Source organism: Ruegeria sp. AL1, from assembly GCF_056540905.1.
The window spans coordinates 1-24,548 of record NZ_JBQFXP010000006.1 but is presented as its reverse complement, the minus strand read 5'-3'; the positions used below and the strand labels follow the sequence as shown (position 1 = coordinate 24,548).

Genomic DNA, 24,548 nt, shown 5'->3' with positions numbered 1-24,548 from the left:
CAACTCAGCGCTTTCAGTCCCCCAAGTCTTGAAGCGCCTATACCCCTTTTACATCATCGCCCCGCTGCCCGGCAGCCGTTGCGAAGCAAACGTTCAAACAAGGAAGCTCTGCACGCCTCATGAAGACTGGCGAAGACCTTCGTCGCAGCAGCTCTCTTCCGGCTCTTGGACAACATGACTTTCGGGGTCTTGCCGTGTTTGTCGACCTCTCGGCAAAGATAAACCCACGTGCCTTTCAGTGTCGCATAGGTTTCATTGATGCGTCACGAACGGCATTTGTGACGCTTTATATTCTGCGCTTTTGCAGCAATGAGGCCTGGACACCGCGACAGGGATTACATCCTCCGAAGACTGAGTGTTAATGAACGAGATAGCGAACCGGCCGCCGATGCCCGGAAATCCGATTTGTTTTCAATACACACTGGCGTTATCGTTGTTTTCTCCTGCTTGTTTGGTGAGGTTGCGCCATTCAGACACTGTGTTCGACGCCGCACTGGCCAACAGGCGCGCATCGCCGGAAACTGTTGTCATGTTGTAGCCCCAGCTTATGGCGCGTGCCGCGTATGCAGCGGACCCGCAATGAATGCCGGCGGCAATCTTGTGTTGCCTACAGGTTTCGGCGATTTGCTGGATAAGCGCGATCATTTCGGCCTCTTCTCGATCCAGACCGGGTTGCAGACGCCCTTGTTGGGTACCCAGCGTAAGATCCGCCGGGCCGACATAAATTCCGTCTAGACCCGGTGTTGCCGCGATGTCTTCCAGGTTGCGCATACCGTCGGCAGTTTCGATCATGGCGAACGCCAGAACATGCTGATTGGCATCAACGCCATAGCCCGGCATTGCAACCGACGCCCGTGTCGGGCCAAAGCTGCGCTGGCCCTCCGGCGGATATCGCGTGTATGAGACGAATTCTTCGGCCTCAGTGCGATTGTTGATCATGGGGCAGATGATACCCATCGCACCTGCGTCCAGCGCTTTCATAATGGAACCTGCCTCGCGCCATGGAACCCGAACCAAGAGCGTCGCACCCGAGGCGCGCATAGTCTGAAGCATTGGCAACACCGCAGGATAGTCGAGCGCCCCGTGCTGCATGTCGATTGTCAGGCTGTCGTAACCCTGTGCCGCCATAATCTCTGCCGTAACGGTGCTACCGATTGAGCACCAACCGTTGACCGTTGGGAGTCCGGCGTCCCATTTCTTTTTGATATTCGTCGTCTGCATCGGGCTCTCCTGTATCAATCGCTGCGCGTGTCACACGGCGCATCTTGCTTCGTCGTCGTTTCAGTCACGAACTTGGCGAGGTCCGCTGGTAACAAAGATGTCGGGATGTTCTCATAACATACAAGCCGCAAAAAAACGGCTTATCAACAATGTCCTGCCCGAAGTCGCACCGAGATTCGCTCCTACCGGGTAGGTGGCAGCATTCATACCTGTTCTCCTGATGCGCTCGGAAAAGGACGTCAACACGGCCTGGCTCTATGGGGTTGAACTACAGCCCATGGTGTTTGGGGAAGTGTGCGTCCATCAAACCTGGGGATGAATTGGCACAAACGGTCGAGCTATATGGGTGACGTATGATAACGAAGCCCAAGCCGGAAAGGCGCTCCCAATGCTCGAAAGGCAAAAACATCGTCGTGGGTACATTCCGACCAGTGACCAGACTCGACACCTTGCGTTTATTACTGCAGGGTTTCCCAAAACAAAGGGATGCATTTGACCCGCAAGACACCTGAAAACCTGCGTTCGGCGCGCTGGTTTGCCCCGGACGATCTGCGCTCGATGGGCCATCGTTCGCGTGCGCGGCAGATGGGATTGAGCGGTGAAGACTGGGAAGGCAAACCTATTGTCGCAATCGTCAACACATGGTCTGACCTGTCGCCCTGCCACCACCACCTGCGCGATCGTGCCGAATGGGTTAAGCGTGGCGTTTTGCAGGCAGGAGGCATGCCGGTGGAATTGCCGGTCATGGATTTTGCCGAGCAGTTTTTGAAACCAACGTCTATGCTTTACCGAAATCTCGGTGCAATGGAAGTAGAAGAAACCCTGCGCTCGCACCCTGTGGATGGGGCGGTTCTGATGGGCGGTTGCGACAAGTCTACTCCGGCCTTGGTCATGGGTGCCGTCAGCATGGGTCTGCCTTTCATTTTCCTGCCCGCCGGCGCCATGCTGCGCGGCAATTATGCAGGGGAGAAGCTGGGGTCGGGCACCGACACCTGGAAGTACTGGGACGAGCGACGCGCCGGGAATATCACAAAAGATGAATGGCAGGGTGTCGAGGGTGGCATCGCCCGCAGCTATGGCACATGTATGACAATGGGAACCGCGGCCACCATGATGTCCATCGCTGACGGTTGGGGGCTCACCCTGCCCGGCGCATCTTCCATCCCGGCGCCCGATGCCAGCCACAAACGCATGGCCGCTGCCTGCGGTCGGCGCGTTGTCGAGATGGTCTGGGAAGATCTGACCCCCGACAAGATCATGACGCGAGCGAGCACCCGAAACGCCGTCACGGTGGCGATGGCCACAGGCTGTTCGACCAATGCCATCATTCATCTGATTGCGATGGCGCGGCGGGCAGGCGTTCCGCTAACCTTGGAAGACCTGGACGAAATCGGGCGCTCGACACCGGTGATCGCCAATATTCGCCCTTCCGGGTCAGATTACCTGATGGAAGATTTCTACTATGCGGGCGGGTTGCCCGCGTTAATGCAAGAATTGGGCGACAAGCTGGATCTGTCCGTCACGACAGCGACCGGGCAAAGCTTGGAAAAGAACATCGAGGGCGCGCGCACTTATCATCCCGACGTCATCCGCCCCCTGTCCAACCCGGTTTACCACGAAGGTTCGCTGGCCGTGCTGAAGGGTAACCTTGCGCCAGACGGCGCTGTCATCAAACCGGCCGCCATGGACCCCAAATTCATGACCCATTCCGGCCCAGCCATAGTCGCAGACAGCTATCCCGAGCTGAAGAAGATCATAGAGGATCCGCACTATCCGATCACCGCAAATCACGTGTTGATCTTGCGCAACGCCGGGCCGCAAGGTGGCCCCGGCATGCCCGAATGGGGGATGATCCCGATGCCTCAAGCGCTGTTGGCACAGGGCCATCGCGATATGGTGCGCCTTTCGGACGCCCGGATGTCGGGTACGTCCTACGGCGCATGCATCCTGCATGTCGCGCCCGAAGCTTTCGTGGGCGGTCCGCTTGCACTTGTCGAGGACGGCGACATCATAGAACTGGATGTGCCAAACCGTTCGTTGAACCTGAAAGTTCCCGACGAAGAACTAGCCCGCCGTCGCGCCGCTTGGGCTCCGCCAGAACCACGATATGAACGCGGTTACGGCTGGGTGTTTTCACGCCATATAGAACAGGCGGACAAGGGCTGTGATTTCGACTTTCTCCGGCACGATTTCGGCAGTCCTGTGCCAGAACCTGAAATCTTTTAGCGGCGCAATTGTACGTCAGCCTAAGTTTAACAATGACGCGCGGTTGGTAAGAACCCGTCACAGCGAAAGCGCGGTGCCGCGAGGATCACATCGCTCCGAATCCGGTTTCCGACTCCCCTACAACCAACATCGTCGAGGTTTCAGCAACTTCAGGCAGGTTTTGCACTGTAGTCGTGATGAACAGGCGCAGGGCGTCGATATCCTGAAACCAGGCTTTAAGGATATAGTCTGCCGCTCCGGTGACCATCAGACACTCCGAGACCTCGGGGCTTTGTTTGACAGTCTGTTGAAAAACCGCGTGGCCGTCTGGTTTGTGTTTGGCCAGCTTCACGGAGATCAGAACGCAAATCGGCATTCCCAGACTTTCGGGCGAAATGTCTGCGCGATAGCCTCGAATGATACCAGCCTGTTCCAGCTTTCTGACACGGCGGGCGCAGGGTGTGGGCGATAACCCAACGATTTCGGCAAGGTCGCTTATGGGAATACGTCCATCGCGCCGGAGTTCAGCCAGAATTCGCTTGTCGATTTCATCAGAGTCGAGCATTGCCATTATTCCCTAGTTTAGGATTAGTTTTTAGCGTTAATCACCAATTTAGACAGGGTTGGAAGCAAAGAACGCCGGGATTGTGCGCGCGTTTACGAATATCCTGCGGTTGAAGCAGTCAGGAGGCTTGATATGGGGTCGGAAAGCGCGTTGGACGCTGAAGGTGACCGGATTGTCGAATCCGCGTCCTTCGCCAGTTGGTCATCCGAGACGAATGAAATAACGCGCGCCTTTCTGGCCGCTGGCCAAATACCCGGTTTGCTCAACATCGCAGGTGGTCTGCCCGAACCGACTACGTATCCCGGTCGCCAGATCGCAGCCCTCGCCCAAAAGGTTATCCAGAACCACCCGACCGAGACACTGGGATACGGCCCGATCGAAGGTCTTCCAGACTTGCGTGCGATCGTCGCGCATCGATTTTCAACCGAGAACTTCGAACTGACCGCTGCAAACGTTTTGATAACGACAAGCGGAATGCAAGCGCTCGATCTGCTGGGGAAAGTGTTGCTGGACGAAGGGGATCTGGTTGCGGGCCAGTTTCCAACCTATCTCGGAGCCCTTGATGCTTGGCGCCCCCGCCGCCCGCGCTTTCGAAACATGGATCTGAATGATGAAGGGTTTGATCCGTTTCAGGCCATGAGCGGTGCAAAGTTCGCCTATACCGTGCCCAATTTCTCGAACCCGACCGGGCGGTTGGTGGGTCTGGAAGCGCGGAAGAACTTGCTGAGCGCATCTCATGGAACCGGCGCATGGCTCGTAGAGGACGACCCCTATGGCAGCCTTTGCTATGATGGCCATATGCCCCCAAACCTGCTTGATCTGGCTCTTCGGGCCGGGAATTTGTCCAACATCGTTTACCTGGGCACGATGTCAAAACTGATCGCCCCGGGCCTGCGTGTGGGTTGGGTGATCGCCAGGCCCGAGATGATTACCGCTCTGACGCTTGCCAAGCAGGGATCGGACATGTGCACAAGCGGCATCACACAGCGCATCACACTTGAAATCCTGAAGTCCGACTTGATCGAGTCAATCCAAACGCAAGTCCTCGACATCTATCGCAGGCGCCGCGATGCCCTTTGTGAAGCGCTGAAAACCCACCTGGCAGAGTGGTTTGAATGGGACGTACCCACGGGCGGTATGTTTGTCTGGGCGCGCGCGCGGGACGAAAATATCAACACGGACCGCCTGTTCGAGATTGCGTTGGAAGAGAAAGTCTGCATCTCACCAAGCAGTGTTTTTGATGCCCACGGGGAAAACCGGCAGGGACTCCGTCTGAATTTCACGTTGAACGACGAGGCCAATCTGATCGAGGCCGTTCAACGATTGGCGAAAGCGGTCCAGCGCCAACTGACCGAGAAAGGGTAAAGAATGCCGATTACCATCCATCCAGAAAATGCCCCCGTAAGTCAGGACCAAATCCTGGCGTGGCAGGGTGTGCCCGCAAGTATAGTCGCCGACTTGCAGCCATCCTGTCTGATCGATCCGGCGATCCGGGCGCAGACCTTGGGAACCGGGCCGCTTCATCTGCTGGGGCGAGCCCGGACTGTCTCGGTTTCGCCGCCGGATTTCGGGGCCGTCATTCATGTGCTGGATCATGCGAAGCCCGGCGACGTGGTGGTGATCGCCGCCAATGGCGAAACCGAATTCGCCATGATCGGCGAAATTCTGGGTGGGCATCTGAGGGGCCTCGGCTGCAAAGGCGTGATCGTCGACGGGGCCGTACGCGACATTGACATGCTGGGCTCATGGCCGGATTTTCCCGTCTTCGCCCGCAGCGTCACGCCCCGGGGGCCCACCAGCGCCAGCGCCGGAGAAGTCAACGCATCCGTATCTTTCGGCGGATGCAAGATAGCTTCGGGTGACTTGATCCTGGGCGACCGCGACGGGCTTGTTGCCGTCTCTCCGGATACAGCGCGTGATTGCCTTGCAGATGCGAAAGACAAAATAGCCCAAGAAGCTGAATGGATCGCCGGTCTGAAAGCAGGCCAGCGCGCCACGGACGTGTTTGGGCTGTGACTGTCAGGGCCATTCAGAAGCGGCGATAGTTGTGATCGCGCCGCGGCGACGGAGACAATCCAGGGAATTTGCTCTCTGACAGGTTGCAACGGCCACCAGAACGTTCATTTGGGCGGTGTGGGCCGTGATGAAGGCCTCGCCATAGACGGCTTCATCGGGGGCTTCGGTGACTTTTGTTATCGGAAGGGTCTAACCAGCGACCTCGGTGATGGATACCGGGACGTCCCGGCGCAACTCAAAACCGGGAACCGGGACGCAGGTGTAATAGCGGGCACGTTGCGCGGTGTTCAAGGCCATGATGATCGGGTCCTGCGCAACGCGGCGACTGCGGTACACAGTTTCCGTTCGCCCATTTTACGCCGCCGAAAATGCACAACGCGAGGGACAAAGCCGTTAACCCGACACCCAATGATGTTCTGCTTGAATTCGTCGCGGTGTTATTGGCACACCGGAAAGCAAATGTTTGACGAGTGATTACGAGCGCCCGCGTCGAATCGTGATTTGTGAGTTTTCAAGAATCAGGACTTTGTTCTTGCTGCGAAAATTCGATTTGGTTGGCTGTGTCGCTGCGATGGGAAGTCTCGAACAACGGCCGGTTCAATAGCGTGCAAGAGGTATCCGCGAGCAGGTCATTGTCAAAGCTGTCGATCTGTCGCTCCATGATGAGCTGTTAGGGTCTGCTGCATCAAGTTCTGCCGCCTCAGCACAGCAAACTAAAACACGTTTAGCAACCGATTTCGTGCTCGTCTTCATTCGCGAGCATCTCACACGTCCCAAGCTGGATTGCTAAAAAATTCAGGCAGTTGACCCTGCACCCAAATGCATGTCGCCGGAATTCGAGCGGCTCTGCCCTTGTCTTCCGAACCAGATTTTGGCTGCACAGAAGAATGTGCGATGCGCAGCATCCCTTATAACTCTCTCTTATACATCCTTTCGGCAGAAAAATAAGATTTCGAACCGATCTTGTCCCACTTAGTTGTATGTCGAGCGGATTCGCAAAAGAGGTTTACCGAGCCAATGCACCTGAACTCTGAAATCATAAGTAATGGAATAGCATACCCGACGCTTACTGTGACTGAGGGCGACAGCCCTCTGATGCTGTCATTTCCACATTCCGGCGACGTTTACCCGGATGATTTCGGTCATCGCAGCGACCTGACCTATGCGGATGTCGATCATCCGTCCGACAAATACATGGACGAAATCTTTGCCGAAGGGCGCAATCTGGGTCTGACCACGATCAAGGCGAACTTTCCCCGCGCCTATGTGGATGTGAACCGGCATCAGCACGACATCGATGCCAACATGCTGGATGACCCCGACAACTGGTACGGGCGGTTTCTGCCCGGCTCGGTCGCCGCGGGGGCCACATTGTTCTGGTCCAAGGCCTACGACAAGCCGATCTACGATCGCAAACTGACTTTGGCTGAAATCAAGGGCCGCCTGGCGCGTTACTTTATTCCCTATCACCAGACGATGACGTCGCTGGTGGAAGGGCTGCACGCGAAGCATGACGAAGTCTATATCGTTGATTGCCATTCGATGACCCGCTTTGATGGCGAAGCCCGCGGCGGCAAAGAACGTCCGCAGGTCGATATCGGAAACCGGTCGGGTGGCTCCTGCGCGCCTGATCTGACCGAAGAGATGGCCCGCCTGTTCCGCGAACGCGGCTACGAGGTCGGTATCAACAAACGTTTTGTCGGCGGTGAAATCACGGTGCGGTATGGATGGCCCGAAATTGGCCAACATATCCTGCAGGTTGAACTTCGCCGCGACCTCTACATGAACGAAGCCACCCGCGAGCGGAACAAGAACTTTGACAAGGTTCAGGCCGACTGCGCCGAGATCCTGCGGGAATACAAAGCTTACGTCGAAAATCGGGGGCAAAAACCTGCCCGAGCAGCAATCTGAGATAACAGGAATCGAAAGCCATGAAACAGACCATCTCTGCACTGGCGCTGGCCGCCACCCTCGCCTTGCCCGGTGTGGCAAGCGCCGAAACCCTGCGCATGGGCTTTGCATCCGCCCCGCGTTCGATCGATCCGTACCCATTTGGGGGCACGCCCACCGCATCGCTCAAAGAGCATGTGTTCGAGGCCATGGTTGCAGCGGATGACAGCCCCCTTCTGGCGACGGGATGGGAATGGACCAGCCCAACCACTCTGGAAGTCAAGCTGCGCGACGGCGTCACCTTTCACAATGGTGAGCCGCTGACCGCGCGGGATGTGGTCTATTCGGCTTGCCGGATGATGAATCTGATCGACGGCAAGCGTAACCTGCTGACCAGTTCGATGGGCCCGATCGCCGATGTGGTCGCGGTTGATGACCAGACCGTGAAATTCGAGATGAGCGCGCCCTATCCGCTTTGGATCCAGAAGATGAAGTTCCTGTCGATCCTGCCCGCTTCGGGCGCGGATATCCCTGAGGGACCGATCAAATACGATGCCGAGGGCGACTGCGGTATCACGGCTTACCCGACCCGCGCCGATTTCGAGAACGGTGACGCGGCGATTGGCACCGGGCCTTACAAGATCTCTCGGTTCGACAAATCGGGCGAGGCCGATCTCGTCAAGAACGACAACTATTGGGGCGAAGCTCCGGAATGGGATGAGGTGGAAATCCGCACCATCGGCAATGCCGGCGCGCGCCTTGCCGGTCTGCTGGCAGGCGATTTCGATATCATCGAAAACCCAACCACCGAAGACCTGCCCGGGTTGGAAGCCAATGATGAGCTGGCCTATACCGCTGTGCCGTCGTGGCGCTCGATCTTCCTTGTGCTGGACGTGAACCCCGAAGGGGCCGGTGGCGTAACTGCAGAAGACGGCAGCGCCCCGCTGGCGGACCCCCGCGTGCGCAAGGCGATGTCGATGGCGATCAATCGTCAGGCCATTGCCGACCGTCTGTTCGGCGGCGAAGCCACCGTGGCCAACCAGTTCGCACCGAAATACCGCACGGGTGCACCGGAATTGCCGGAACTGGAATACAACCCCGAGAAGGCCAAGGAATTGCTGGCCGAGGCGGGCTATCCCAACGGCTTCACCATCGACTTCTTCGCTCCGTCGGATCGCTATGCAAACGGTGCCCGCGTTGCGCAGGCCGTCACGCAGTATCTGTCGCGGATCGGTATTACCGTGAACCTGAAAACGCAGCCCTGGTCGGTCTTTGCTGGTCAGCGGTCGAATGGCGAGCTTGGTGCGTTCCTTTATGGCTGGGGCCACCCGCAGGGACCTGCTCAGATGATCTCATTCGCATTCGCGTCGAGAGACAAGGATCTGGGACTTGGGGCGTCAAACTACTCCAACTACCAAAGCGACGCGTTTGATGCGGCGATGAAAGCCTGGGCGGTGGAAATCGACGAGGCCAAGGCCAACGAGCATGTCGCCGAGGCGATGAAGGTTGTCGTCGAGGATATGCCGGGCATCCCGCTCTACTACCAGCATACGATCTGGGCGCACCGCGCGGATCTGGAGGTCACGGGGCGGCAGGATGAGCGCACCAGCGCAACAACCGTAAGCCGCAAATAAGCACAAACCGCCGGGGGTCTCTGGCCCCCGGTTCAAGGTCTGAAAGGGAGGGGCGAGAAATGCTCAATTTCATCCTGAGGCGAACCGGACAGAGCGCAATCCTCGTCCTGATCATGTCGGCTCTGGTCTTTATCGGCATGTATGTGGTGTCTGATCCGATTGCCGTCCTGGCGGGCGAGGATTTCACTGACGAAGACCGGATCGCTCTGGCCCGGGAACTGGGCGTAGATCGCCCGCTGGTGGTGCAGTATTTCAGTTTTTTGGGCAACGTGGCGCAAGGCGATTTCGGAACCTCGTTTGTCTACAACCGCCCCGTCATGGACCTGATCCTGGAACGCCTTCCGGCCACGCTTGAGGTCGCATTCATGGCCATGTTCATCGGCCTTGTCGTCGGCATTCCGCTTGGTGTCTATTCCGGCCTGAACCAGAAAAAACCTGCAACCAAGCTGACCAGTTTCATGACCACCGTCGGCTATTCGGTTCCGAACTTCTGGCAAGGTGTTTTGCTGATCATGTTGTTTTCGGTATGGCTGCAGGTGCTGCCCGCATCAGGGCGCGGCGAGACGACCGAGATTTTCAGCGCCGACTGGTCCTTGTTCAATCTCGACGGTCTGTCGCACATGATCCTGCCCGCCCTGAACCTGGCGATCTATACGATCTGTATGCAGACCCGGCTGGCACGCTCGGGCACGCAAGAGGTGATGTATCAGGACTATATGACCTTTGCCCGGGCCAAAGGCATCAGCCGCGACCGGATCATCCGCCGCCACCTTGTGCGCAACATCCTGATCCCCATCGTGACGATCACCGGCCTTCAGCTTGGCAGCCTGATCGCCTTCGCCACAGTGACCGAGACCGTTTTCTCGTGGCCTGGCATTGGCAAGCTGCTTCTGGACAGTATCCACAATTCGGATCGTCCGGTGGTTGTCGCCTATCTGATCCTGATCACGCTGATGTTCGTGACCATCAACTTCGTTGTCGACGTGCTTTACGCACTGCTTGACCCGCGTATCCGTTACACCTGAGGAGCTGTCTGATGTCGACCACTTCTACCACTGTTGATGCGGGCGTCCTGGCGGACCGCAAATCCGAAGAACCCACCTTTTCCGACAAATTCTGGAAGATCTTTCGCGGGCATCCTACGGCATTGATCGGACTTGTCGGGATATTCGTCTTCATCCTGCTGGCCATCTTTGCCCCTCTGATCGCGCCACAAGACCCTTACGACCAGATGCGGCTTGATATTCTGGACGGTCTTCTACCACCCGGATCCCGGCTGGGGGACGGGACGCTCAGCCTGCTGGGCACCGATGCGCTGGGTCGGGACATCTTCTCGGCCGTACTATTTGGCTTGCGGATTTCCATGATCGTGGCTCTGGTCGCCGTCCTGGTCGGCTCGGCCATCGGGGTCTTCATGGGGTTGCTGGCTGCCATGAAAGGCGGCTGGGTTGAAACCGCGATCATGCGCCTTGTAGACCTCAAGATGAGCTTTCCGGGCATCCTGCTGGCGCTGATGGTGCTGGCCGTGTTCGGGACCGGCATCGATAAGGTGATCATCGCACTGATCATCGGGGCCTGGGCCACCGAAGCACGCCTTGTCCGCGGCGTCGCCCTGTCGGAGCTGAAGAAAGAATATATCGACTCGGCCCGGCTGGCGGGTCTCAGCGACGGGCGGATCATGTGGCGCTATCTGTTCCCCAACTCGATCTCGCCGGTTCTTGTGGTCCTGCCCATGTCGATCTCGGGCGCCATCGGGGCCGAGGCAACGCTGTCCTTCCTGGGTGTCGGCGTACCGATTACCGAACCGTCGCTGGGCCTGCTGATTGCCAATGGCAACGATTATATCCTGTCGGGCAAATGGTGGATCAGCATCTTCCCCGGTGTCGTGCTTGTTTCGCTGGTGCTTTGTATCAACGTGGTGGCTGACAGGTTGCGCGACCATTCCAACCCCTATCTGCGCGGAAAGGACTAAGCCATGAGCGATCAATCCCTGATCAAGGTCGAGAACCTGACCATCGAATACCCCATGGCCGACGGTGAAGTGTTCCGTGCCATCGACAATTTCTCGATGGAAGTGAACCGTGGCCAGATCGTTGGCGTGGTCGGCGAAAGTGGCGCGGGCAAGTCAACAATCGGCAAGGCGACGCTGGGGCTTCTGGATGAAAACGCCATCATCGACACGGGCTCGGTCATGCTCGAAGAGACGATGGTGTCGCATCTGGAAGAGCATATGTACGCCAAGGTGCGCGGCAATAAGGTCGGCTATATCTATCAGAACCCGATGACGGCCCTGAACCCGGTGCTGACCATCGGAGAGCAGATCATCGAAGCGATAGAGGCCAACACTGACAAACGCGGCAAGGCGGCGCGTGACTATGCCATTGACCTGCTGAAACAGGCCGAGGTGCCATTGCCGGATGAACGTCTGGACAAATACCCGCACCAGCTTTCGGGCGGTTTGTGCCAACGGATCGTCTTTGCCATCGCAATCTGCGCCAAGCCAGACCTTATCATCGCGGATGAGCCGACAACGGCGCTGGACGTGACGGTGCAAAAGGCGGTTCTGGACACGTTGGTCCGGCTGACGCGGCAGGAAAACATCGCCATCATTCTCATCACCCACGACATGGGCGTGGTGGCTGAAATGTGCGATCACGTCTACGTTCTGCGCCACGGCAAGCTGGTCGAATCCGGGCCCACCGAACAGGTGTTGCAGCGCCCAACGCAAGACTACAGCCGCGAATTGATGGCGGCGATCCCAAGGATCGACCACAAGATCGAGCGCTTTGCCGTGCCGGGCGGTTTGGGAAATGCAGCCGACCGGGAACGGGCCATCAGTTATCTGATGGGGCGCAAGACTGACAGTGGCAAAGAAGGCGAGCCGCTGCTGAAAATTCGCAACCTGTCCAAAACCTTCCTGAACAAGGCGACCGCCCTGAAGGCCGCGTCCGAGTTCAAGGCCGTCGCGGATGTCAGCTTTGATGTCTATCCCGGCGAAACCCTGGGCATTGTCGGCGAATCCGGGTCCGGCAAATCCACGATTGGCAGGATGATCCTGGGCTTGCACACACCCGACCCCGGGCACGAGATCATCTATCGTGGCCGCAACATTGCGGACCTGAAAACGCGCGAGGAAAAGCTGGAACACCGCAAGTCATTGCAGTGTATTTTCCAGGACCCCTACTCGTCGCTGAACCCCCGCATGAGCGCGGGCGAGAACATTACCTATCCGCTCAAAGCGCATGGTGCGCTGAATGCGTCTGATGCGTTGCAGTTGGCCGGTGATCTGATGGAACTCGTCGGCCTTCCCCGCGCCTCGGCCCGGAAGATGCCGCACGCTTTCTCGGGCGGTGAACGCCAGCGGATCGGCATTGCACGCGCCTTGTCCTTCCGCCCGGATTTCATCTTCTGCGACGAGCCGACCTCGGCCCTCGACGTGACCGTGCAGGCAGAACTGCTGAACCTGATGAAGGATCTGCAGGATCAGCTTGGTCTGACCCTGCTGTTCGTCAGCCACGATCTGGCCGTGGTGCGTCAGATGTGCGACCGGGTGATGGTGATGAAATCGGGCCATGTTGTCGAAAGCGGACCCTGCGACAAGGTTCTGGTCGAACCGGAAGACCCCTACACTCAGGGTCTTCTGGCGGCCATGCCCCGCTTCAGCTTCAATCTGGCGTCATAAGCGCCGTTATTGTACCTGCTCGGGCGGCGGTGTTACCGTCGCCCAACAGCACAGAACTATAAGTAATCCAATGAGCCCACGTCCAAGCCGAATCCGTCGTCTGAAACATATCGAAGCCTTCTCGGCCGTGATCTCGACCGGATCGATTTCGGCCGCGGCGCGGCAGCTGGGCGTGTCGCAACCCGCAGTCAGCCAGCTTGTCAAAGCGCTGGAAGACGCAATCGGTGCCCCCCTATTTGTCCGGCGGAACGGCGCGATCTATCCCACGCATCGGGCAGAGGCTCTGAGGGAAGATTCCATAGCCCTTCTTGCGCAGCTTGAACGCTTTCAAGCACAGCTGAGCCACCAGCGGACCGGGCTGCTGTCAACGGTGCGTATCTCGGCCAGCATGAGTATCGTGAACGAGTTGCTGCCGCTTCTGTTCAGCAACCTGACCGTCACGCATCCCGAGATGAAGTTCTATGTCAGTTCTGTCCCGCTAAGCTCAATGCTCGTGTCGCTTTTGCAAGGTCATATCGATTTTGCGCTTCACAGCCGGACCATTGACCATCCCGGGCTGAACAACGAAAAGCTAAATGAATTCCGACAGGTAGCGGTGATGGCAGAAGACCATCCGCTGGCCAGCAAGGAACAGATCACGCTTCAGGATCTCGACGGATGCCGCTTTATCAGTTCAACCAAAAGCGATCCGTCTTATCATGATCTGAACGAGCTTTGCCGCCAGGCAAATGTCTCGATGAACCCAGTGTTCCAGTCGCCATTTGCGAGCCTTACAGTCCAAATGGTGCAGCCGATGAAAGCGGTGGCTTTCAGCAGTGAGTTGATTGCGCGTCTGATCGCCGCCCGAACCCACGGCATCGTCATTCGTACGGTCGAAGGGGTTGAGATGACAACGCCCACGTACCTGGCCTGTGCGGACTGGCAAGACGGGACCGAAACTCAGCAATTCCTGCGCGAAGGTATTGCCGAGCTTATCGATACTCTGTTTGAAGATCAGAGCCTTCTCGGCACCTAACCCTCGGCCTTGGGGTTTGACCCCAATCGCCACGACAAGGACCGGGCTTGGCACACGCCCGGTCCTTTTTTGTTATGACATATTTGAAACCACTTCGCTGAGCGTTTCGGCCACGGCCACCAGTTCTCCGATGCCCTGTGCCATCAGTTCCAGCGGGCAGCCCTGCGATCCGGCATGGGTGTGGATCGAGGTCAGCCAGGGGATACTCGATCATCCCGGCGACCCGTTACAGTTCCTGTTCATTGTCCAGATTGAACGCGATCAAGTGCTTTAGGCACTGGCGCAGATCGTCCATCGTCTTGGCCGGAGAGTCGAAGATGATCTTGCGAACGTCAAAACCTGCGGACTGGACCATCGAAAGCTCTCCGGGGCTGGGGGAAAATGGCTCGGCGATGTCGGGGCCTCTACCCCTTTGTGGAAGGCAACACTCAAGGCGGCCCGTGCTTTGCCGGGGCGTCAACGCTGGCTCTTTTTGACAGTCGGCTGTTTCTGACTATGCAGTCTTACGCAAACTTATGGGCGTGCTGAGAAAACCTGCCATCCAACCGACGCTGATTGGCGTGTCGTCCCGTTCGTCACATGATGCCAATGCGGGTTCTGCAGCGTCACCTATGCGATCGATGCGTTTCAGGATCAGATCGCGATTGATGTCCGAGTTGAAATCCGGGTGCTGCTGAATGGCCAAAAAATGCTGACCGATCGTAAAGCCACTGACTGGACAGAAATCGCTGCTCAGAAAGATCTCAGACCCTTCTGGCGCGGTGGCCACCTGATCCTGGTGCATCGCGTGCAGCATGATGTCGTCACCTGGGGCGGCAAAGCCCGTGTCGCGTGTCACCGACACAGGCATCAAGCCGACACCCCAACCCTTGGGGCTACGCTCTACCGCGCCGCCAAGCGCATGGGCGATGGCCTGATGTCCATAGCAGATGCCGATCATTCTGATCTTCTGATCGTCCACTGCACGAATGAAATCAAACAATCGGTCCTGCCAATCCAGCTTCTCGAACACTGAATATTTTCCACCGGTGATGATATAGGCGTCAAAATCGCCTGGCCGGGGCAACTTGTCCTTGACTGCGCTGACCACTGTCCAGTTCGCCTCGGGCAGATGTGGCTCAAGCGCGTTTCTGAACCTCTGAGGCGATGGCAGATGCTTGGGCTTTTCGCCGGGTTCGGTATGTCCGATGTGAAGAATGCAGATATCCATGATGTCCTCCGGGGCGTGTTTCATATCCCTTAGGATGAATTGCAGCGACATAATACGTTATTGATTTGCCTTATCCCGCTATAAGCATTTCCCATAACTATCACTTATATAAACTTCTGAATTAGTAATAAGATTTCGAACTTTGAAGACCTAAGCCATAAGCTGGTCAGTCGGATTCGAAAATGAGGTTTGTACATCAATCCACACACAACCAGATCGCATGGGCACTGATCTGACTTGAACGGCGGTGACATTCGCACCAGCACAGCGACGTTTTCGCCTCGACCGACTGAGCCCGACTTCACCCTGCGCGCAAACGCTGAACAGCCCAAGGCCGGTACTTAGTCAAAGCGCGTATTGAACAAAAAACTCTGGAACTCAGAGAGAGAATGAGAGGACCATGATGAACAAAACGCTGTATACACTGGCGCCCGTAATGCTGGCGGCCAGTGTCACGACCGCAGCCGCCGAGATCAAATTCAGCGGCTACGGGCGATTCGGTATCGGTTACCTTGAGGACCGTTCGACCACCAACGACAATATCTCCGACACCATCCTTGTTTCCCGCTTCCGCTTGAACCTGGACGGTAACGCTCAAACCGATGGCGGGATCGAGTTCTCGGCCCGTGTCCGTCTGCAGGCCGATGAAAGCATAAGTACTGGTGAAGCCGGAGAGGCAGGCCTGAACGGCGCGCGCTTTTCGATGATCTACGAAGGCCTGCGGGTCGACGTGGGCAACGTCGGTGGTGCCATCGAGAACATGCCCAACCGGTCCGGGAACCAACCCGGTCTGGAGAGCTTTGTTGATCAAAGATCCGGCGATAACTACGAAATCTTGGGCTACACCTCCACCGGCACAGGCGAGAACGCTGTCTTCTTCAAATATGTATTCGACAATTTCGCAATCGGTGCATCCTATGACCAGAACACAACAGACAACGGCAATGTGTCGTTGGGTGGTGCTGACCAATGGGACGTGAGCGTTGAATACAGCTTCGACAATGTCACCGTCGCCCTTGCTTATGGTGAAACCGACGGGCCAGCTGACGGCATTGATCCCAGCCTGTTGATTTTCACACTTGGGGCCGATCTTGGAAACTTTTCGGGTACTTTGCTTCTGGCACGGGATGACGACACTGAGGTCAACTCTCTGGGTGAGGAAACAGACGGTACGGCCTATGGTGCGTCGCTTGCCTATAATCTGGGTGCCGCGACCACAATTCTCGCTTCGTATGGTGACGGAACCGCAGATGGCGATACCCGGGAATACGGGGTCGGTGCGATCTATGATCTGGGTGCGGGTGTAACACTGCGTGGCGGTGTTGGCAGCATCAAGGAAGGTTCTGCTGATAGTCAGATCCGCGCAGACTTTGGTGTGCGGTTCAACTTCTAAATCAACCTGCAGAGCTGGTTCTCGTGCCAGCTCTGTAACCAAGACAGGGGAAGGAAACGTGTAAAGTTCCCCGCATAAGGTTGGGCCAGCTTCAACACGTGCGACATAGCGGGCGAATTACTGCCACAAAAACATGCGCAAGATCTCCTAAGCGTCGCCGCCGGCTCAACTTTGGCGCAATCGCAGAAAATAACGCTTCGGCTTCGACCTTGCCCGACACCTCGAAAAACTTTCGTCAGAAAGATTCCGACCTGAATTTCCACAAAAGAGTATGACCTGTTAGTGCCTTCCTGACTGACCTAACCGGTAATTTGTTCCTCTTTCAGGAACTGATGCCGTTGCACCGAAACGTTCACTGCTCGTCCTGACAGAAGCCATCGAATCAACCTCCACGTCACGCGGTCGCCGACCGAGAGGCCTTGGACCCCCGCACACAGCGCCTCGACCACTCCGGTCCCTTCAACTCCGGGTATATGAGGCAGATCAGGCATCGTCCCCTCGGGCATCTCACTGCGGCGGATGATCGTGTCGAAAAAGTTGACCGCCCGGCTTTGTTGCGGACCAGGATTTCCCCGGCATCGGGGGTCGGGGTCGCCCGGTTGGTTGTGCATAAAACGTCAGGTTTGCCGGTCTGCGTGATCTCAATGGCGAAAGGCATGAGCTGTCTCCTTCTGTTGCGCAGAAAGTAGAGGCCGCATCATCGAATGATAATGGCTGATATCGGGGGATATAATCCCAAAAATAGGATAATGATTTGTAACGACCTTGCTCTGTCTACTGTCGTCGCCAACCATCTCAGCTTTTCCTAGGATGCGGACCGACTGGGCATACCACTCAGCCGGGTCAGTCGAAGGATTGCCGAGCTGGAAGATCATCTGGGCACCAAATTGTTCGAGCGGACAACCCGCCAGGTTCGCCTGACGGAAGAGGGCCGCCTTCTGGACCGAAGTCAGGACCCGATTGAGGCGCTGCAAGGTATCGCTTTATCGAGGATACCAGACGCCAGAACATCCGAATTGCGGCCCCTCCGCTGGCTGCACGCACGACCATTGGCCCTCGGCTGTTGGATTTCGCGGAACAAAACCCGGATGTGGCGCTTGAGATGACAACCACCAACATCATGCTGGACTTCTTTCGCGACAATATTGATCTGGCCTTTCGGGTCGGTCCGCTGACGGAATCCAGCCTTGTCGCTAAACGGCTCTGGTCGGTCCCCTATTGCTTTTGTACGGGACGGAGCCTCATTCGGGAGCGTGCGTTGGACAGGCCGATATCTAGACCAGACTTTCTTGCTTTGCCTGCCCTGGCAGCTGGTCAGCCGTGGGTGCCAGAGAGCGGAGAAATGCTGCACCCGAAACACATAGCGCACAGTTTAACGGACCTTGATGTCATTGCTCAGGCCGCCCGTCGCAACCTGGGTGTCGCGATGTTGCCATTGGATATGGTAGACAGTGACTTGCAGCGGCTGCAGGTCACGGACGCCGCACCATTGACGCGGGATATGTTCGTTGACTATCCCAGTCGCCGCCTTTTGCCCGCGCGGGTTAGGAAGCTGATCGATTTCATGACACCCGGCTAAACTTACCAGTCAATTGCGACGCCATCTCGAAAGAATCCTCCGGTCGGACCGCTCTGAGGCAAGGTCGCTGCCCAGACAACGCCTTTGGCGCCCTCGGCAACCGGACGTCCCCCGCCACCCATATCCGTGGCCACCCAGCCGGGGCATACGGCGTTGACAAGAATGCCGTCAGGTTTCAGCGCGGCAGCGGTCTTGATGGTCAACGCGTTCAAAGCTGCTTTGGAAACGCCATAGCCCGGCGTACCGGCGGACATGCCGGTCAGCGACCCTGCGCCGGACGACACGTTGACGATCCGGGCATCCTTGCCTCGTTGCAACAGCGGCACCGCCGCGATTGTGGTCTCCCAAGGACCAAAAAGGTTCGTATCAAACGCCCGGCGCAGCCGGTTAATATCGGCGAGGTGGACCTGTTGGTCGGTGTCATAGTCCACGCCCGCATTGTTCACCAGAACATCAAGGCGACCAAAGGCTAGTTCAATCTGCCCGAACGCCACAGCGACTGAGCTAGGATCGGAGACATCCAAACGCACGGCTTGCGCTCCATTGCCGATCTCATTCGCAGCAGCCTGCCCTTTTGCCAGATCGCGCGCACCCATCAGAACCTTCATCCCGTGGTCCTGAGCCAATTGGCGGGAAACTTCTTTGCCGATACCGCGATTGGCTCCGGTCACGAGTGCGATGCGCTGACGGGTCATGGTTCTTCCCTCAATTTGCCTAGGCAGCGCGTTGCCCAGCCAAAGCCACAAGCCCACGGTCACCGGATTCCCAGAGTGCCGTCATGGTCATCGACGTGACAACCCAGCGGTTGTCTGATTTCTCAAGCTCATAGTCATAGCGGCCACCCAGCACCCACAAGCCGTCATCAAGACGATGGGTCGCTGTGAAATCGGCCTGTGCCGTGGCGGATGTATCGGACAACGAGGTGATCGTGTGATTGGTCACCATATGGTGCGTCGCGTCGAAACCGGGCAAGAAAGCGGACCACCCCGCCACAAGCTCATCGGCGGGTTGCGTGACCGGGTCGCCGCCCCAGAGGCTGGTATAATCCGTCGTGACAGTATCGGAAAACGCGCCGCGCACGCGGGTCCAGTCGTGGCGGTCAGCGCCTGCCGCGATGTCGGTGATGGCGGTCGAGATATTTGCCTGCTGCTCGGCAAACGCTGCGGTTCCGATCATTGAGACAGCCGCAAGGGTTGATGTGAGTTTTCTATGCATGAGGATGCTCCTGATAGATGAGAGTGGACGCCGAACAGTTACTCGGCGTCCAGAAAAGGCTTAGTTGATGGAACCGGCGCGGAAGTGGTCAGCGACGGTATCAGCCGCGCGGGTGACATCCTCGGGGTTGTCGTAGAAGTCGAACTGCGTGACATCCTCCACCCATTGCGCTGTCGCCTCTCCTACAAAACCGGCAAGGAAGGTCTGTACGCCCTGTGGGATCGCCGCGCTTTCCGAGTGCACAATGGCCAGTGGCTTATCCAAACGCTGCGGATTGTCGGCGGGGTGATAGGTCAGCCAGCCTTCCCAGCCCGCATTGTTCCACTTGTCGTCATATTCCGGGATACCGCCTCGGTCGGCCTCATAATAGTATCCGCCGATGGGCATCAGTACGCCCTCGGCACCCTCGGGGCCTGCGGCCGGAATGATCTGACCACCAGCGGCCTCGGCTGCGTGGGACACCTCGATCAGTCCGGCAACGCCGTCTGCGCCGCCATAAACCGCCTCGACAATCTCGGCGTTCTGCAACCATGGTGCAACCAGACCCAGCCGCTGAACCAGCGGATTGCCAGACACAGCATCGACCATATACCCGGCCGAGGCGCAGATCCCCAGACCGTTGATGTGATCTGCGTCCACCTCGGGCAGGGTCGCGACGAAATTGATCGCCGCTTTGATGTCCGAAGTCTTGGCCTCGGGGCTTTCGACAAAGCGCACGTTGTTCGGCAGATCGCCTGATTTGCCCCAGCCGCGGAAATCAAAGGTGAAGGCGGCGAAGCCGCGCTCGGCCATTTCTCGGGCATAGTTTGCGGGCATCTGTTCCTGAACCGAGGTCCAGGCCCCGGTGACGACAACGGTCGGAAGCGGTTCAGCTCCGCGTTCTTCCGGCAGGTACAGCGTGCCGGACAGGGTGGCGCCTTCGTTTTCAAAGGTGACGAAGCGGGTTTCAACCTGCGCAACTGCGGCTGTGGAAGCCATCAGCGCAGCGGCGGTGGTCAGAGCGGGGGTGTTCATAGCGGTATCTCCCAAAATCTGTATGGAAGGGCACAAGCCCGATGACACCTGAGATACGCTGTCAGCGGTGCGGATACTTGGACCGGACTGCCGCGTTTTTGAAAGATTCTGCTTCAGACAGCATGCGCGGCACGAAATGCGCGCGGGGTCTGCCCTACCACCTGTTTGAAACTGCGCGTAAAATGCGCCTGGTCCGAGAACCCACAGGCCAAAGCGATATCACCCAAAGGGCGTGCGGGGTTCTCCATCATTTTCACAGCCTGCTCGACCCGATAAGCCATGACATATTGCATAGGGGTCGAGCCCAGCGTTTCCTTGAAAACCCGCGCAAAATGCGAAGGGCTCATGCCCGCCTCGGACGCCAGTTGATCGACGGTGATCGTTTGATCCAAACGGTCCTGCACATAGGCCAGCACCCGTTGATAGTGCTGAGAGGTAAAGCGCGCAGACAGTTCAACCTCTTCCGCGCGGCGTTTGCCGTATTTCTGTAGCAGTTTGACCAGAAACACCCGGCTCATGGCTTCAAACATGACGGCTGAGGACATGTCGTCCGTTGCCAGCGCATCACGCAGGATGACGCCTGCAGCACACAGGTCAGGATCAGAAAACTGCGGCTGGTCGTGAAACTGTTCCGGCGCCAGCAGCATGCCAAGTTCGGACTGTGCAAAGTGCCGGACTTTGTCCGGATGCAGGGTGATCACAATCACGTCGGACTGTCCGTACCAACGCCACCCCGACCGCATGCCTGCTGGAGTCACGATGACCTCATCTTTGCAAAAGGTGAAATCCCGCAGCGTGCCGTCCCGCCAGTTTTGCACGCGATGTCCTTTTTCCTGGAGGTTCAGCAGGACGTGGTGTTCAGAAAACACCTCTTCTGGCATCCGGTCAGGTTCGGCCCGAAAATACCGCACCGACATCAGTCCCGCCGCCGAGGGGCGCGGCATCGCATCGCTGTTCAGCAGCGGTTCTGACGGGTAGATATCGGCGTATCTTAGGGGCAATGAGTGGCTCCGACTTGCAATACTCGATATGTGAAGTCTGCGCGTGCAAGGTCAAACAGGGTGCTGGCGTTTGATGTGGTCGATGAATAACCTCAAGGGCATCATAGATTTATACTCGCGCGGGAAATACATAAAAATACCTAGAGTGGCAGCCAAATGGTCGTCCAGAACCGGTTGCAAATCTCAAGCGGCGGAATACGCGGCGCAAAAACTCTTGAGGATCGGACCAAAATAGAGGTGTTAAGCAAACCCCGGCATCGCCAGTTTCAACATGTCCTGCGCGGCGTGCCCTGTCTTCCGGCAAAGGGGGACGCAAAACCGAAAAAAGGTTGTTCGAACACCTCCAAAGATTGCTGCATGTACTGCTCCATCAACAACCTTTGATTAGCTAAGCAATATAGGAAAGCTGAAACTTGAAAAGACAAAGCTCAATTTTTCTGAAACGTTTTTAGTACATCTATTCTAATGATTTTTTGGTTTGCAAAACCGAACCATATGGATTTCCATTAACGCTTGAGAAATCTATGCAATTTTGACGATCCCCCTCCATTCGAATGCGGAGTAGATACATGGATCGTGCCGACGACAGCCTTGACGCCCTGCGCCGAATCCTGCGCGCCACCAAGATGTCCGGCCGGGAACTGGCGCAGTCCGCCGGGCTGACCGCGGTCCAGCTTCGTGTATTGCAGGTGATTGGCGAGGCCGGGCGAACAACGGCCAAGGCAATTTCAATGCGCATGCATATCAGCCAGTCCACTGTCACCGTACTTGTGGACAAGCTGGTCTCGGGTGGCATGGTCGTGCGCGAGAAATCCCTGACCGACGGCAGACCAACATCCTGATCACGGGTCGAGGGCGGCAAACCATTAAGGACGCCCCAGATCCGCTGCAACGGCTTTATGTGCAGCGATTCAAGCAGATGGAGGACTGGGAGCAGGCGATGCTTGTTGCCGCGCTCGAAAGAGTTGCAACGATGCTGGACGTCGAAGATTTTCAGGCCGACGCAATCCTGACAACCGGCGATTCGAACAGGCCGGAGTATTAAAAGGGCCGAAATGACCGGCCCGGTTTTTAGACTTACCTGAGGCTTTGTCCTAGAACGTCTTTGACAGCCTGAACGGTGCCGAAAACCACCTGATCTGCCTCTTCACGGGTCAGGCAGAAGGGGGGCGCAAACCCCAGGATGTCGCCTTGCGGCATGGCGCGGGCGATAATCTTGCTTTGCTCCAACAGCTTGGCCGACACCTGCGGGCCGATTTTGTCGGCTGCGTCAAAGAAGATGCGGCTGTCCTTGTCTTTCACGAACTCGACCGCGCAAAGCATTCCCTCGCCACGCACGTCGCCAACATGGGCGTGGTCGGCTAGCGCTTCGGCCATGGTCTGGTTCAGATAGGTTCCTACTTCACCGGCGTTTGAGACCAGATTCAGTTCGTCGATCAGTCTCAGGTTGGCGACGCCTGCCGCGGCCCCAATGGGATGTGCCGAATATGTCCAGCCATGGCCAATCGGGCCGTTGTCGTCCGTGCCTTGTTCCAGCACCTTCCAGACTTTATCCGACACTATCGAGCCAGACAGCGGCGCATAGGCCGAGGTCAGCCCCTTGGCGATGGTGATGATGTCGGGTTCGATCCCGTAATGCGCGCTGCCGAACATGGTGCCGAGCCGCCCAAAGCCTGTGACGACCTCATCGGCCACCAGCAAGATGTCGTGCTTTTTCAGCACGGCCTGAATGGCTTCCCAGTAACCGGCTGGAGGAGGCACGATGCCGCCGGTGCCCAGCACCGGTTCACCGATGAACGCCGCGATAGTGTCGGCACTTTCACGTTCGATCAGCGCGTCCAGTTCGGCGGCGCAATGGGCGACAAACTGATCTTCGGTCTGATCCAGATTGTCACGGCGGTAGTAGTAGGGCGCCTCGGTATGGATCACCTGTTCGACCGGCAGGTCGAATTTCTTATGGAACAGTTCCAACCCTGTCAGCGAACCAGTCACCAGACCCGACCCGTGATAGCCGCGCCAGCGCGAGATGATCTTCTTCTTCTCGGGGCGGCCCAGGATATTGTTGTAATACCAGATCAGCTTGACGTTGGTTTCGTTCGCGTCCGAGCCGCCAAGGCCAAAATAAACTTTGGACATGTTCGCCGGAGCGCGATCCAGGATCATTTTTGACAGGGTGATCGAGGCTTCGGTGCCGTGACCCACGTAGGCGTGATAATAGGCCAGTTCCCTGGCTTGCTCAGCAATGGCCTCGGCAATCTCCTGACGGCCATATCCGACGTTCACGCAATAGAGGCCCGCGAATGCGTCGAGCAATTTGTTGCCGTCGCGGTCTTCGATAAAAACTCCGCTCGCGGTCTTAATCACGCGGTTCGGGCTTTCACCGCGGGCGTGCCAGGCCAGATGGGTGGACGGGTGGAAAAAGTTCTCGCGATCCCACTGGTCGAGTTGGTCGTTCTTCAGCATTTGGTTTCCTTTCTCATCCCTCGTGGAATCACGCCCAGTCACGGCAGACGTATTTGATTTCGGCGAACTCTTCCATGCCCAGACGCGCGCCCTCGCGGCCCAGACCGAATTGCTTGGTACCCCCAGCACCGTTGCCTGATCACAGCCTGAGGCGTGTAAGGCGTGAACGCGCGATCATGCTTTTTTTGAGCAGGCGCAATTCCAAGGCCTGTTCGGCAACCACCTCCTTCAGATCACGGGCTTCCCGTCTCAGATCCTTCACTTCGGTGGACGTTGCCGCGCGAGCCGTGTCGCCTGCCAGACGTGTCTTGCCGGCTTCCAGAAATTCCCTGGGCCAGCTGTCATACAGGCTCTGCGCGATGCCCTCACGACGGCACAGCTCTGCAATGCTGTCCTCGCCTTTTAGGCCGTCCAGCACGATCCTGATCTTCTCATCTGCGGAATA

The 24,548-nt window shown here is 57.4% G+C and carries 27 protein-coding genes and 1 pseudogene; 14 read left to right on the top strand and 14 right to left on the bottom strand.

The features are described from left to right. Positions 1-53: 53 nt before the first annotated feature. Entirely contained in the window at positions 54-260 is a 207-nt protein-coding gene (locus tag ACRZ9X_RS10920) for a DDE-type integrase/transposase/recombinase (RefSeq protein WP_480519098.1), read from the bottom strand. A gap of 151 nt (positions 261-411) precedes the next feature. Beyond that, complete coding sequence (locus ACRZ9X_RS10915) at positions 412-1,221, bottom strand: HpcH/HpaI aldolase family protein (RefSeq protein WP_480518685.1); 810 nt, start codon at positions 1,219-1,221, stop codon at positions 412-414. 486 nt (positions 1,222-1,707) lie between these two features. Between ACRZ9X_RS10915 and araD the strand changes: the two genes are divergently transcribed. Next, positions 1,708-3,447, top strand: a complete 1,740-nt coding sequence (gene araD, locus ACRZ9X_RS10910; RefSeq protein ID WP_480518683.1) for an L-arabinonate dehydratase — start codon at positions 1,708-1,710, stop codon at positions 3,445-3,447. A gap of 85 nt (positions 3,448-3,532) precedes the next feature. On the opposite strand, the gene ACRZ9X_RS10905 is transcribed toward araD, so the two are convergent. Continuing rightward, complete coding sequence (locus tag ACRZ9X_RS10905) at positions 3,533-3,991, bottom strand: Lrp/AsnC family transcriptional regulator (protein WP_480518681.1); 459 nt, start codon at positions 3,989-3,991, stop codon at positions 3,533-3,535. 132 nt (positions 3,992-4,123) lie between these two features. On the opposite strand from ACRZ9X_RS10905, the gene ACRZ9X_RS10900 reads away from it, so the two are divergent. Both ACRZ9X_RS10900 and ACRZ9X_RS10895 read left to right on the top strand, forming a co-directional pair. Next, a complete protein-coding gene (locus tag ACRZ9X_RS10900) occupies positions 4,124-5,356 on the top strand; it encodes an aminotransferase-like domain-containing protein (RefSeq protein WP_480518679.1) in 1,233 nt (410 codons plus the stop codon). A gap of 3 nt (positions 5,357-5,359) precedes the next feature. Then, positions 5,360-6,007 (top strand): RraA family protein, encoded by a 648-nt coding sequence (locus ACRZ9X_RS10895; RefSeq protein ID WP_480518677.1) that lies wholly within the window; start codon positions 5,360-5,362, stop codon positions 6,005-6,007. Between the two features lie 189 nt (positions 6,008-6,196). Here ACRZ9X_RS10895 and ACRZ9X_RS10890 read toward each other — a convergent pair whose 3' ends face one another. Continuing rightward, on the bottom strand, positions 6,197-6,343 hold the full coding sequence (locus tag ACRZ9X_RS10890) for a hypothetical protein (RefSeq protein WP_480518675.1): 147 nt from the start codon (positions 6,341-6,343) through the stop codon (positions 6,197-6,199). Positions 6,344-7,102: 759 nt separating this feature from the next. On the opposite strand from ACRZ9X_RS10890, the gene ACRZ9X_RS10885 reads away from it, so the two are divergent. The 6 genes from ACRZ9X_RS10885 to ACRZ9X_RS10860 all read left to right on the top strand — a co-directional run bounded on the left by ACRZ9X_RS10885 (position 7,103) and on the right by ACRZ9X_RS10860 (position 14,228). Further along, positions 7,103-7,918: an N-formylglutamate amidohydrolase gene (locus ACRZ9X_RS10885; protein ID WP_480518673.1), complete on the top strand. Its 816-nt coding sequence runs from the start codon at positions 7,103-7,105 to the stop codon at positions 7,916-7,918. A 20-nt stretch (positions 7,919-7,938) separates the two neighbouring features. Further along, a complete protein-coding gene (locus tag ACRZ9X_RS10880) occupies positions 7,939-9,531 on the top strand; it encodes an ABC transporter substrate-binding protein (RefSeq protein ID WP_480518671.1) in 1,593 nt (530 codons plus the stop codon). 59 nt (positions 9,532-9,590) lie between these two features. Next, the gene (locus tag ACRZ9X_RS10875; RefSeq protein ID WP_480518669.1) at positions 9,591-10,556 is read left to right on the top strand and encodes an ABC transporter permease; all 966 of its coding nucleotides are present in this window, start codon (positions 9,591-9,593) and stop codon (positions 10,554-10,556) included. 11 nt (positions 10,557-10,567) lie between these two features. After that, positions 10,568-11,503, top strand: coding sequence for an ABC transporter permease (locus ACRZ9X_RS10870; RefSeq protein WP_480518667.1), 936 nt, complete (start codon positions 10,568-10,570; stop codon positions 11,501-11,503). A gap of 3 nt (positions 11,504-11,506) precedes the next feature. Further along, positions 11,507-13,213 (top strand): dipeptide ABC transporter ATP-binding protein, encoded by a 1,707-nt coding sequence (locus ACRZ9X_RS10865; protein ID WP_480518665.1) that lies wholly within the window; start codon positions 11,507-11,509, stop codon positions 13,211-13,213. A gap of 70 nt (positions 13,214-13,283) precedes the next feature. Beyond that, complete coding sequence (locus ACRZ9X_RS10860; protein WP_480518664.1) at positions 13,284-14,228, top strand: LysR family transcriptional regulator; 945 nt, start codon at positions 13,284-13,286, stop codon at positions 14,226-14,228. Between the two features lie 226 nt (positions 14,229-14,454). Here ACRZ9X_RS10860 and ACRZ9X_RS10855 read toward each other — a convergent pair whose 3' ends face one another. After that, positions 14,455-14,688: a hypothetical protein gene (locus ACRZ9X_RS10855; RefSeq protein WP_480518662.1), complete on the bottom strand. Its 234-nt coding sequence runs from the start codon at positions 14,686-14,688 to the stop codon at positions 14,455-14,457. 33 nt (positions 14,689-14,721) lie between these two features. Then, positions 14,722-15,438, bottom strand: a complete 717-nt coding sequence (locus ACRZ9X_RS10850) for a type 1 glutamine amidotransferase (RefSeq protein WP_480518660.1) — start codon at positions 15,436-15,438, stop codon at positions 14,722-14,724. Between the two features lie 400 nt (positions 15,439-15,838). On the opposite strand from ACRZ9X_RS10850, the gene ACRZ9X_RS10845 reads away from it, so the two are divergent. Then, a complete protein-coding gene (locus ACRZ9X_RS10845) occupies positions 15,839-16,831 on the top strand; it encodes a porin (RefSeq protein WP_480518658.1) in 993 nt (330 codons plus the stop codon). 299 nt (positions 16,832-17,130) lie between these two features. On the opposite strand, the gene ACRZ9X_RS10840 is transcribed toward ACRZ9X_RS10845, so the two are convergent. Together ACRZ9X_RS10840 and ACRZ9X_RS10835 are read right to left on the bottom strand one after the other, a co-directional pair. Then, positions 17,131-17,442, bottom strand: coding sequence for an alcohol dehydrogenase catalytic domain-containing protein (locus ACRZ9X_RS10840; RefSeq protein WP_480518656.1), 312 nt, complete (start codon positions 17,440-17,442; stop codon positions 17,131-17,133). A 30-nt stretch (positions 17,443-17,472) separates the two neighbouring features. Continuing rightward, positions 17,473-17,805, bottom strand: coding sequence for a hypothetical protein (locus ACRZ9X_RS10835; RefSeq protein WP_480518654.1), 333 nt, complete (start codon positions 17,803-17,805; stop codon positions 17,473-17,475). Here ACRZ9X_RS10835 and ACRZ9X_RS10830 point away from each other — a divergent pair. Then, entirely contained in the window at positions 17,686-17,937 is a 252-nt protein-coding gene (locus tag ACRZ9X_RS10830; RefSeq protein WP_480519096.1) for a LysR family transcriptional regulator, read from the top strand. The two genes, ACRZ9X_RS10835 and ACRZ9X_RS10830, sit on opposite strands and share 120 nt — an antisense overlap. Continuing rightward, positions 17,841-18,410: a LysR substrate-binding domain-containing protein gene (locus tag ACRZ9X_RS10825; RefSeq protein WP_480519094.1), complete on the top strand. Its 570-nt coding sequence runs from the start codon at positions 17,841-17,843 to the stop codon at positions 18,408-18,410. Before ACRZ9X_RS10830 ends, ACRZ9X_RS10825 begins: the two co-directional genes overlap by 97 nt. 2 nt (positions 18,411-18,412) lie before the next feature. On the opposite strand, the gene ACRZ9X_RS10820 is transcribed toward ACRZ9X_RS10825, so the two are convergent. The 4 genes from ACRZ9X_RS10820 to ACRZ9X_RS10805 all read right to left on the bottom strand — a co-directional run bounded on the left by ACRZ9X_RS10820 (position 18,413) and on the right by ACRZ9X_RS10805 (position 21,640). Beyond that, the gene (locus ACRZ9X_RS10820) at positions 18,413-19,105 is read right to left on the bottom strand and encodes an SDR family oxidoreductase (RefSeq protein WP_480518652.1); all 693 of its coding nucleotides are present in this window, start codon (positions 19,103-19,105) and stop codon (positions 18,413-18,415) included. 19 nt (positions 19,106-19,124) lie between these two features. Next, positions 19,125-19,625 (bottom strand): nuclear transport factor 2 family protein, encoded by a 501-nt coding sequence (locus tag ACRZ9X_RS10815; RefSeq protein ID WP_480518650.1) that lies wholly within the window; start codon positions 19,623-19,625, stop codon positions 19,125-19,127. Between the two features lie 60 nt (positions 19,626-19,685). After that, positions 19,686-20,639, bottom strand: coding sequence for an alpha/beta hydrolase (locus tag ACRZ9X_RS10810; RefSeq protein WP_480518648.1), 954 nt, complete (start codon positions 20,637-20,639; stop codon positions 19,686-19,688). Between the two features lie 113 nt (positions 20,640-20,752). After that, positions 20,753-21,640: a helix-turn-helix domain-containing protein gene (locus tag ACRZ9X_RS10805; RefSeq protein WP_480518646.1), complete on the bottom strand. Its 888-nt coding sequence runs from the start codon at positions 21,638-21,640 to the stop codon at positions 20,753-20,755. 569 nt (positions 21,641-22,209) lie between these two features. Between ACRZ9X_RS10805 and ACRZ9X_RS10800 the strand changes: the two genes are divergently transcribed. Together ACRZ9X_RS10800 and ACRZ9X_RS10795 are read left to right on the top strand one after the other, a co-directional pair. Next, positions 22,210-22,482: a MarR family winged helix-turn-helix transcriptional regulator gene (locus ACRZ9X_RS10800; protein WP_480518644.1), complete on the top strand. Its 273-nt coding sequence runs from the start codon at positions 22,210-22,212 to the stop codon at positions 22,480-22,482. 59 nt (positions 22,483-22,541) lie between these two features. Continuing rightward, complete coding sequence (locus ACRZ9X_RS10795; RefSeq protein ID WP_480518642.1) at positions 22,542-22,685, top strand: hypothetical protein; 144 nt, start codon at positions 22,542-22,544, stop codon at positions 22,683-22,685. 32 nt (positions 22,686-22,717) lie between these two features. Here ACRZ9X_RS10795 and ACRZ9X_RS10790 read toward each other — a convergent pair whose 3' ends face one another. Together ACRZ9X_RS10790 and ACRZ9X_RS10785 are read right to left on the bottom strand one after the other, a co-directional pair. Continuing rightward, positions 22,718-24,103, bottom strand: coding sequence for an aminotransferase (locus tag ACRZ9X_RS10790; protein WP_480518640.1), 1,386 nt, complete (start codon positions 24,101-24,103; stop codon positions 22,718-22,720). Between the two features lie 181 nt (positions 24,104-24,284). After that, positions 24,285-24,548: pseudogene (locus ACRZ9X_RS10785) on the bottom strand (transposase); the annotation flags it as partial.

What these genes read in the sequence shown, in the direction of transcription:
- ACRZ9X_RS10885 (WP_480518673.1), top strand. Translation starts at nt 7,103, where the DNA reads ATGCTGTCATTTCCACATTCCGGCGACGTTTACCCGGATGATTTCGGT.
- ACRZ9X_RS10880 (WP_480518671.1), top strand. Translation starts at nt 7,939, where the DNA reads ATGAAACAGACCATCTCTGCACTGGCGCTGGCCGCCACCCTCGCCTTG.
- ACRZ9X_RS10850 (WP_480518660.1), bottom strand. Translation starts at nt 15,438, where the DNA reads ATGGATATCTGCATTCTTCACATCGGACATACCGAACCCGGCGAAAAG.
- ACRZ9X_RS10840 (WP_480518656.1), bottom strand. Translation starts at nt 17,442, where the DNA reads ATGCACAACCAACCGGGCGACCCCGACCCCCGATGCCGGGGAAATCCT.
- ACRZ9X_RS10845 (WP_480518658.1), top strand. Translation starts at nt 15,839, where the DNA reads ATGATGAACAAAACGCTGTATACACTGGCGCCCGTAATGCTGGCGGCC.
- ACRZ9X_RS10860 (WP_480518664.1), top strand. Translation starts at nt 13,284, where the DNA reads ATGAGCCCACGTCCAAGCCGAATCCGTCGTCTGAAACATATCGAAGCC.
- ACRZ9X_RS10875 (WP_480518669.1), top strand. Translation starts at nt 9,591, where the DNA reads ATGCTCAATTTCATCCTGAGGCGAACCGGACAGAGCGCAATCCTCGTC.
- ACRZ9X_RS10810 (WP_480518648.1), bottom strand. Translation starts at nt 20,639, where the DNA reads ATGAACACCCCCGCTCTGACCACCGCCGCTGCGCTGATGGCTTCCACA.
- ACRZ9X_RS10905 (WP_480518681.1), bottom strand. Translation starts at nt 3,991, where the DNA reads ATGCTCGACTCTGATGAAATCGACAAGCGAATTCTGGCTGAACTCCGG.
- ACRZ9X_RS10820 (WP_480518652.1), bottom strand. Translation starts at nt 19,105, where the DNA reads ATGACCCGTCAGCGCATCGCACTCGTGACCGGAGCCAATCGCGGTATC.
- ACRZ9X_RS10895 (WP_480518677.1), top strand. Translation starts at nt 5,360, where the DNA reads ATGCCGATTACCATCCATCCAGAAAATGCCCCCGTAAGTCAGGACCAA.
- ACRZ9X_RS10900 (WP_480518679.1), top strand. Translation starts at nt 4,124, where the DNA reads ATGGGGTCGGAAAGCGCGTTGGACGCTGAAGGTGACCGGATTGTCGAA.
- ACRZ9X_RS10815 (WP_480518650.1), bottom strand. Translation starts at nt 19,625, where the DNA reads ATGCATAGAAAACTCACATCAACCCTTGCGGCTGTCTCAATGATCGGA.
- ACRZ9X_RS10800 (WP_480518644.1), top strand. Translation starts at nt 22,210, where the DNA reads ATGGATCGTGCCGACGACAGCCTTGACGCCCTGCGCCGAATCCTGCGC.
- ACRZ9X_RS10915 (WP_480518685.1), bottom strand. Translation starts at nt 1,221, where the DNA reads ATGCAGACGACGAATATCAAAAAGAAATGGGACGCCGGACTCCCAACG.
- araD (WP_480518683.1), top strand. Translation starts at nt 1,708, where the DNA reads ATGCATTTGACCCGCAAGACACCTGAAAACCTGCGTTCGGCGCGCTGG.
- ACRZ9X_RS10865 (WP_480518665.1), top strand. Translation starts at nt 11,507, where the DNA reads ATGAGCGATCAATCCCTGATCAAGGTCGAGAACCTGACCATCGAATAC.
- ACRZ9X_RS10790 (WP_480518640.1), bottom strand. Translation starts at nt 24,103, where the DNA reads ATGCTGAAGAACGACCAACTCGACCAGTGGGATCGCGAGAACTTTTTC.
- ACRZ9X_RS10870 (WP_480518667.1), top strand. Translation starts at nt 10,568, where the DNA reads ATGTCGACCACTTCTACCACTGTTGATGCGGGCGTCCTGGCGGACCGC.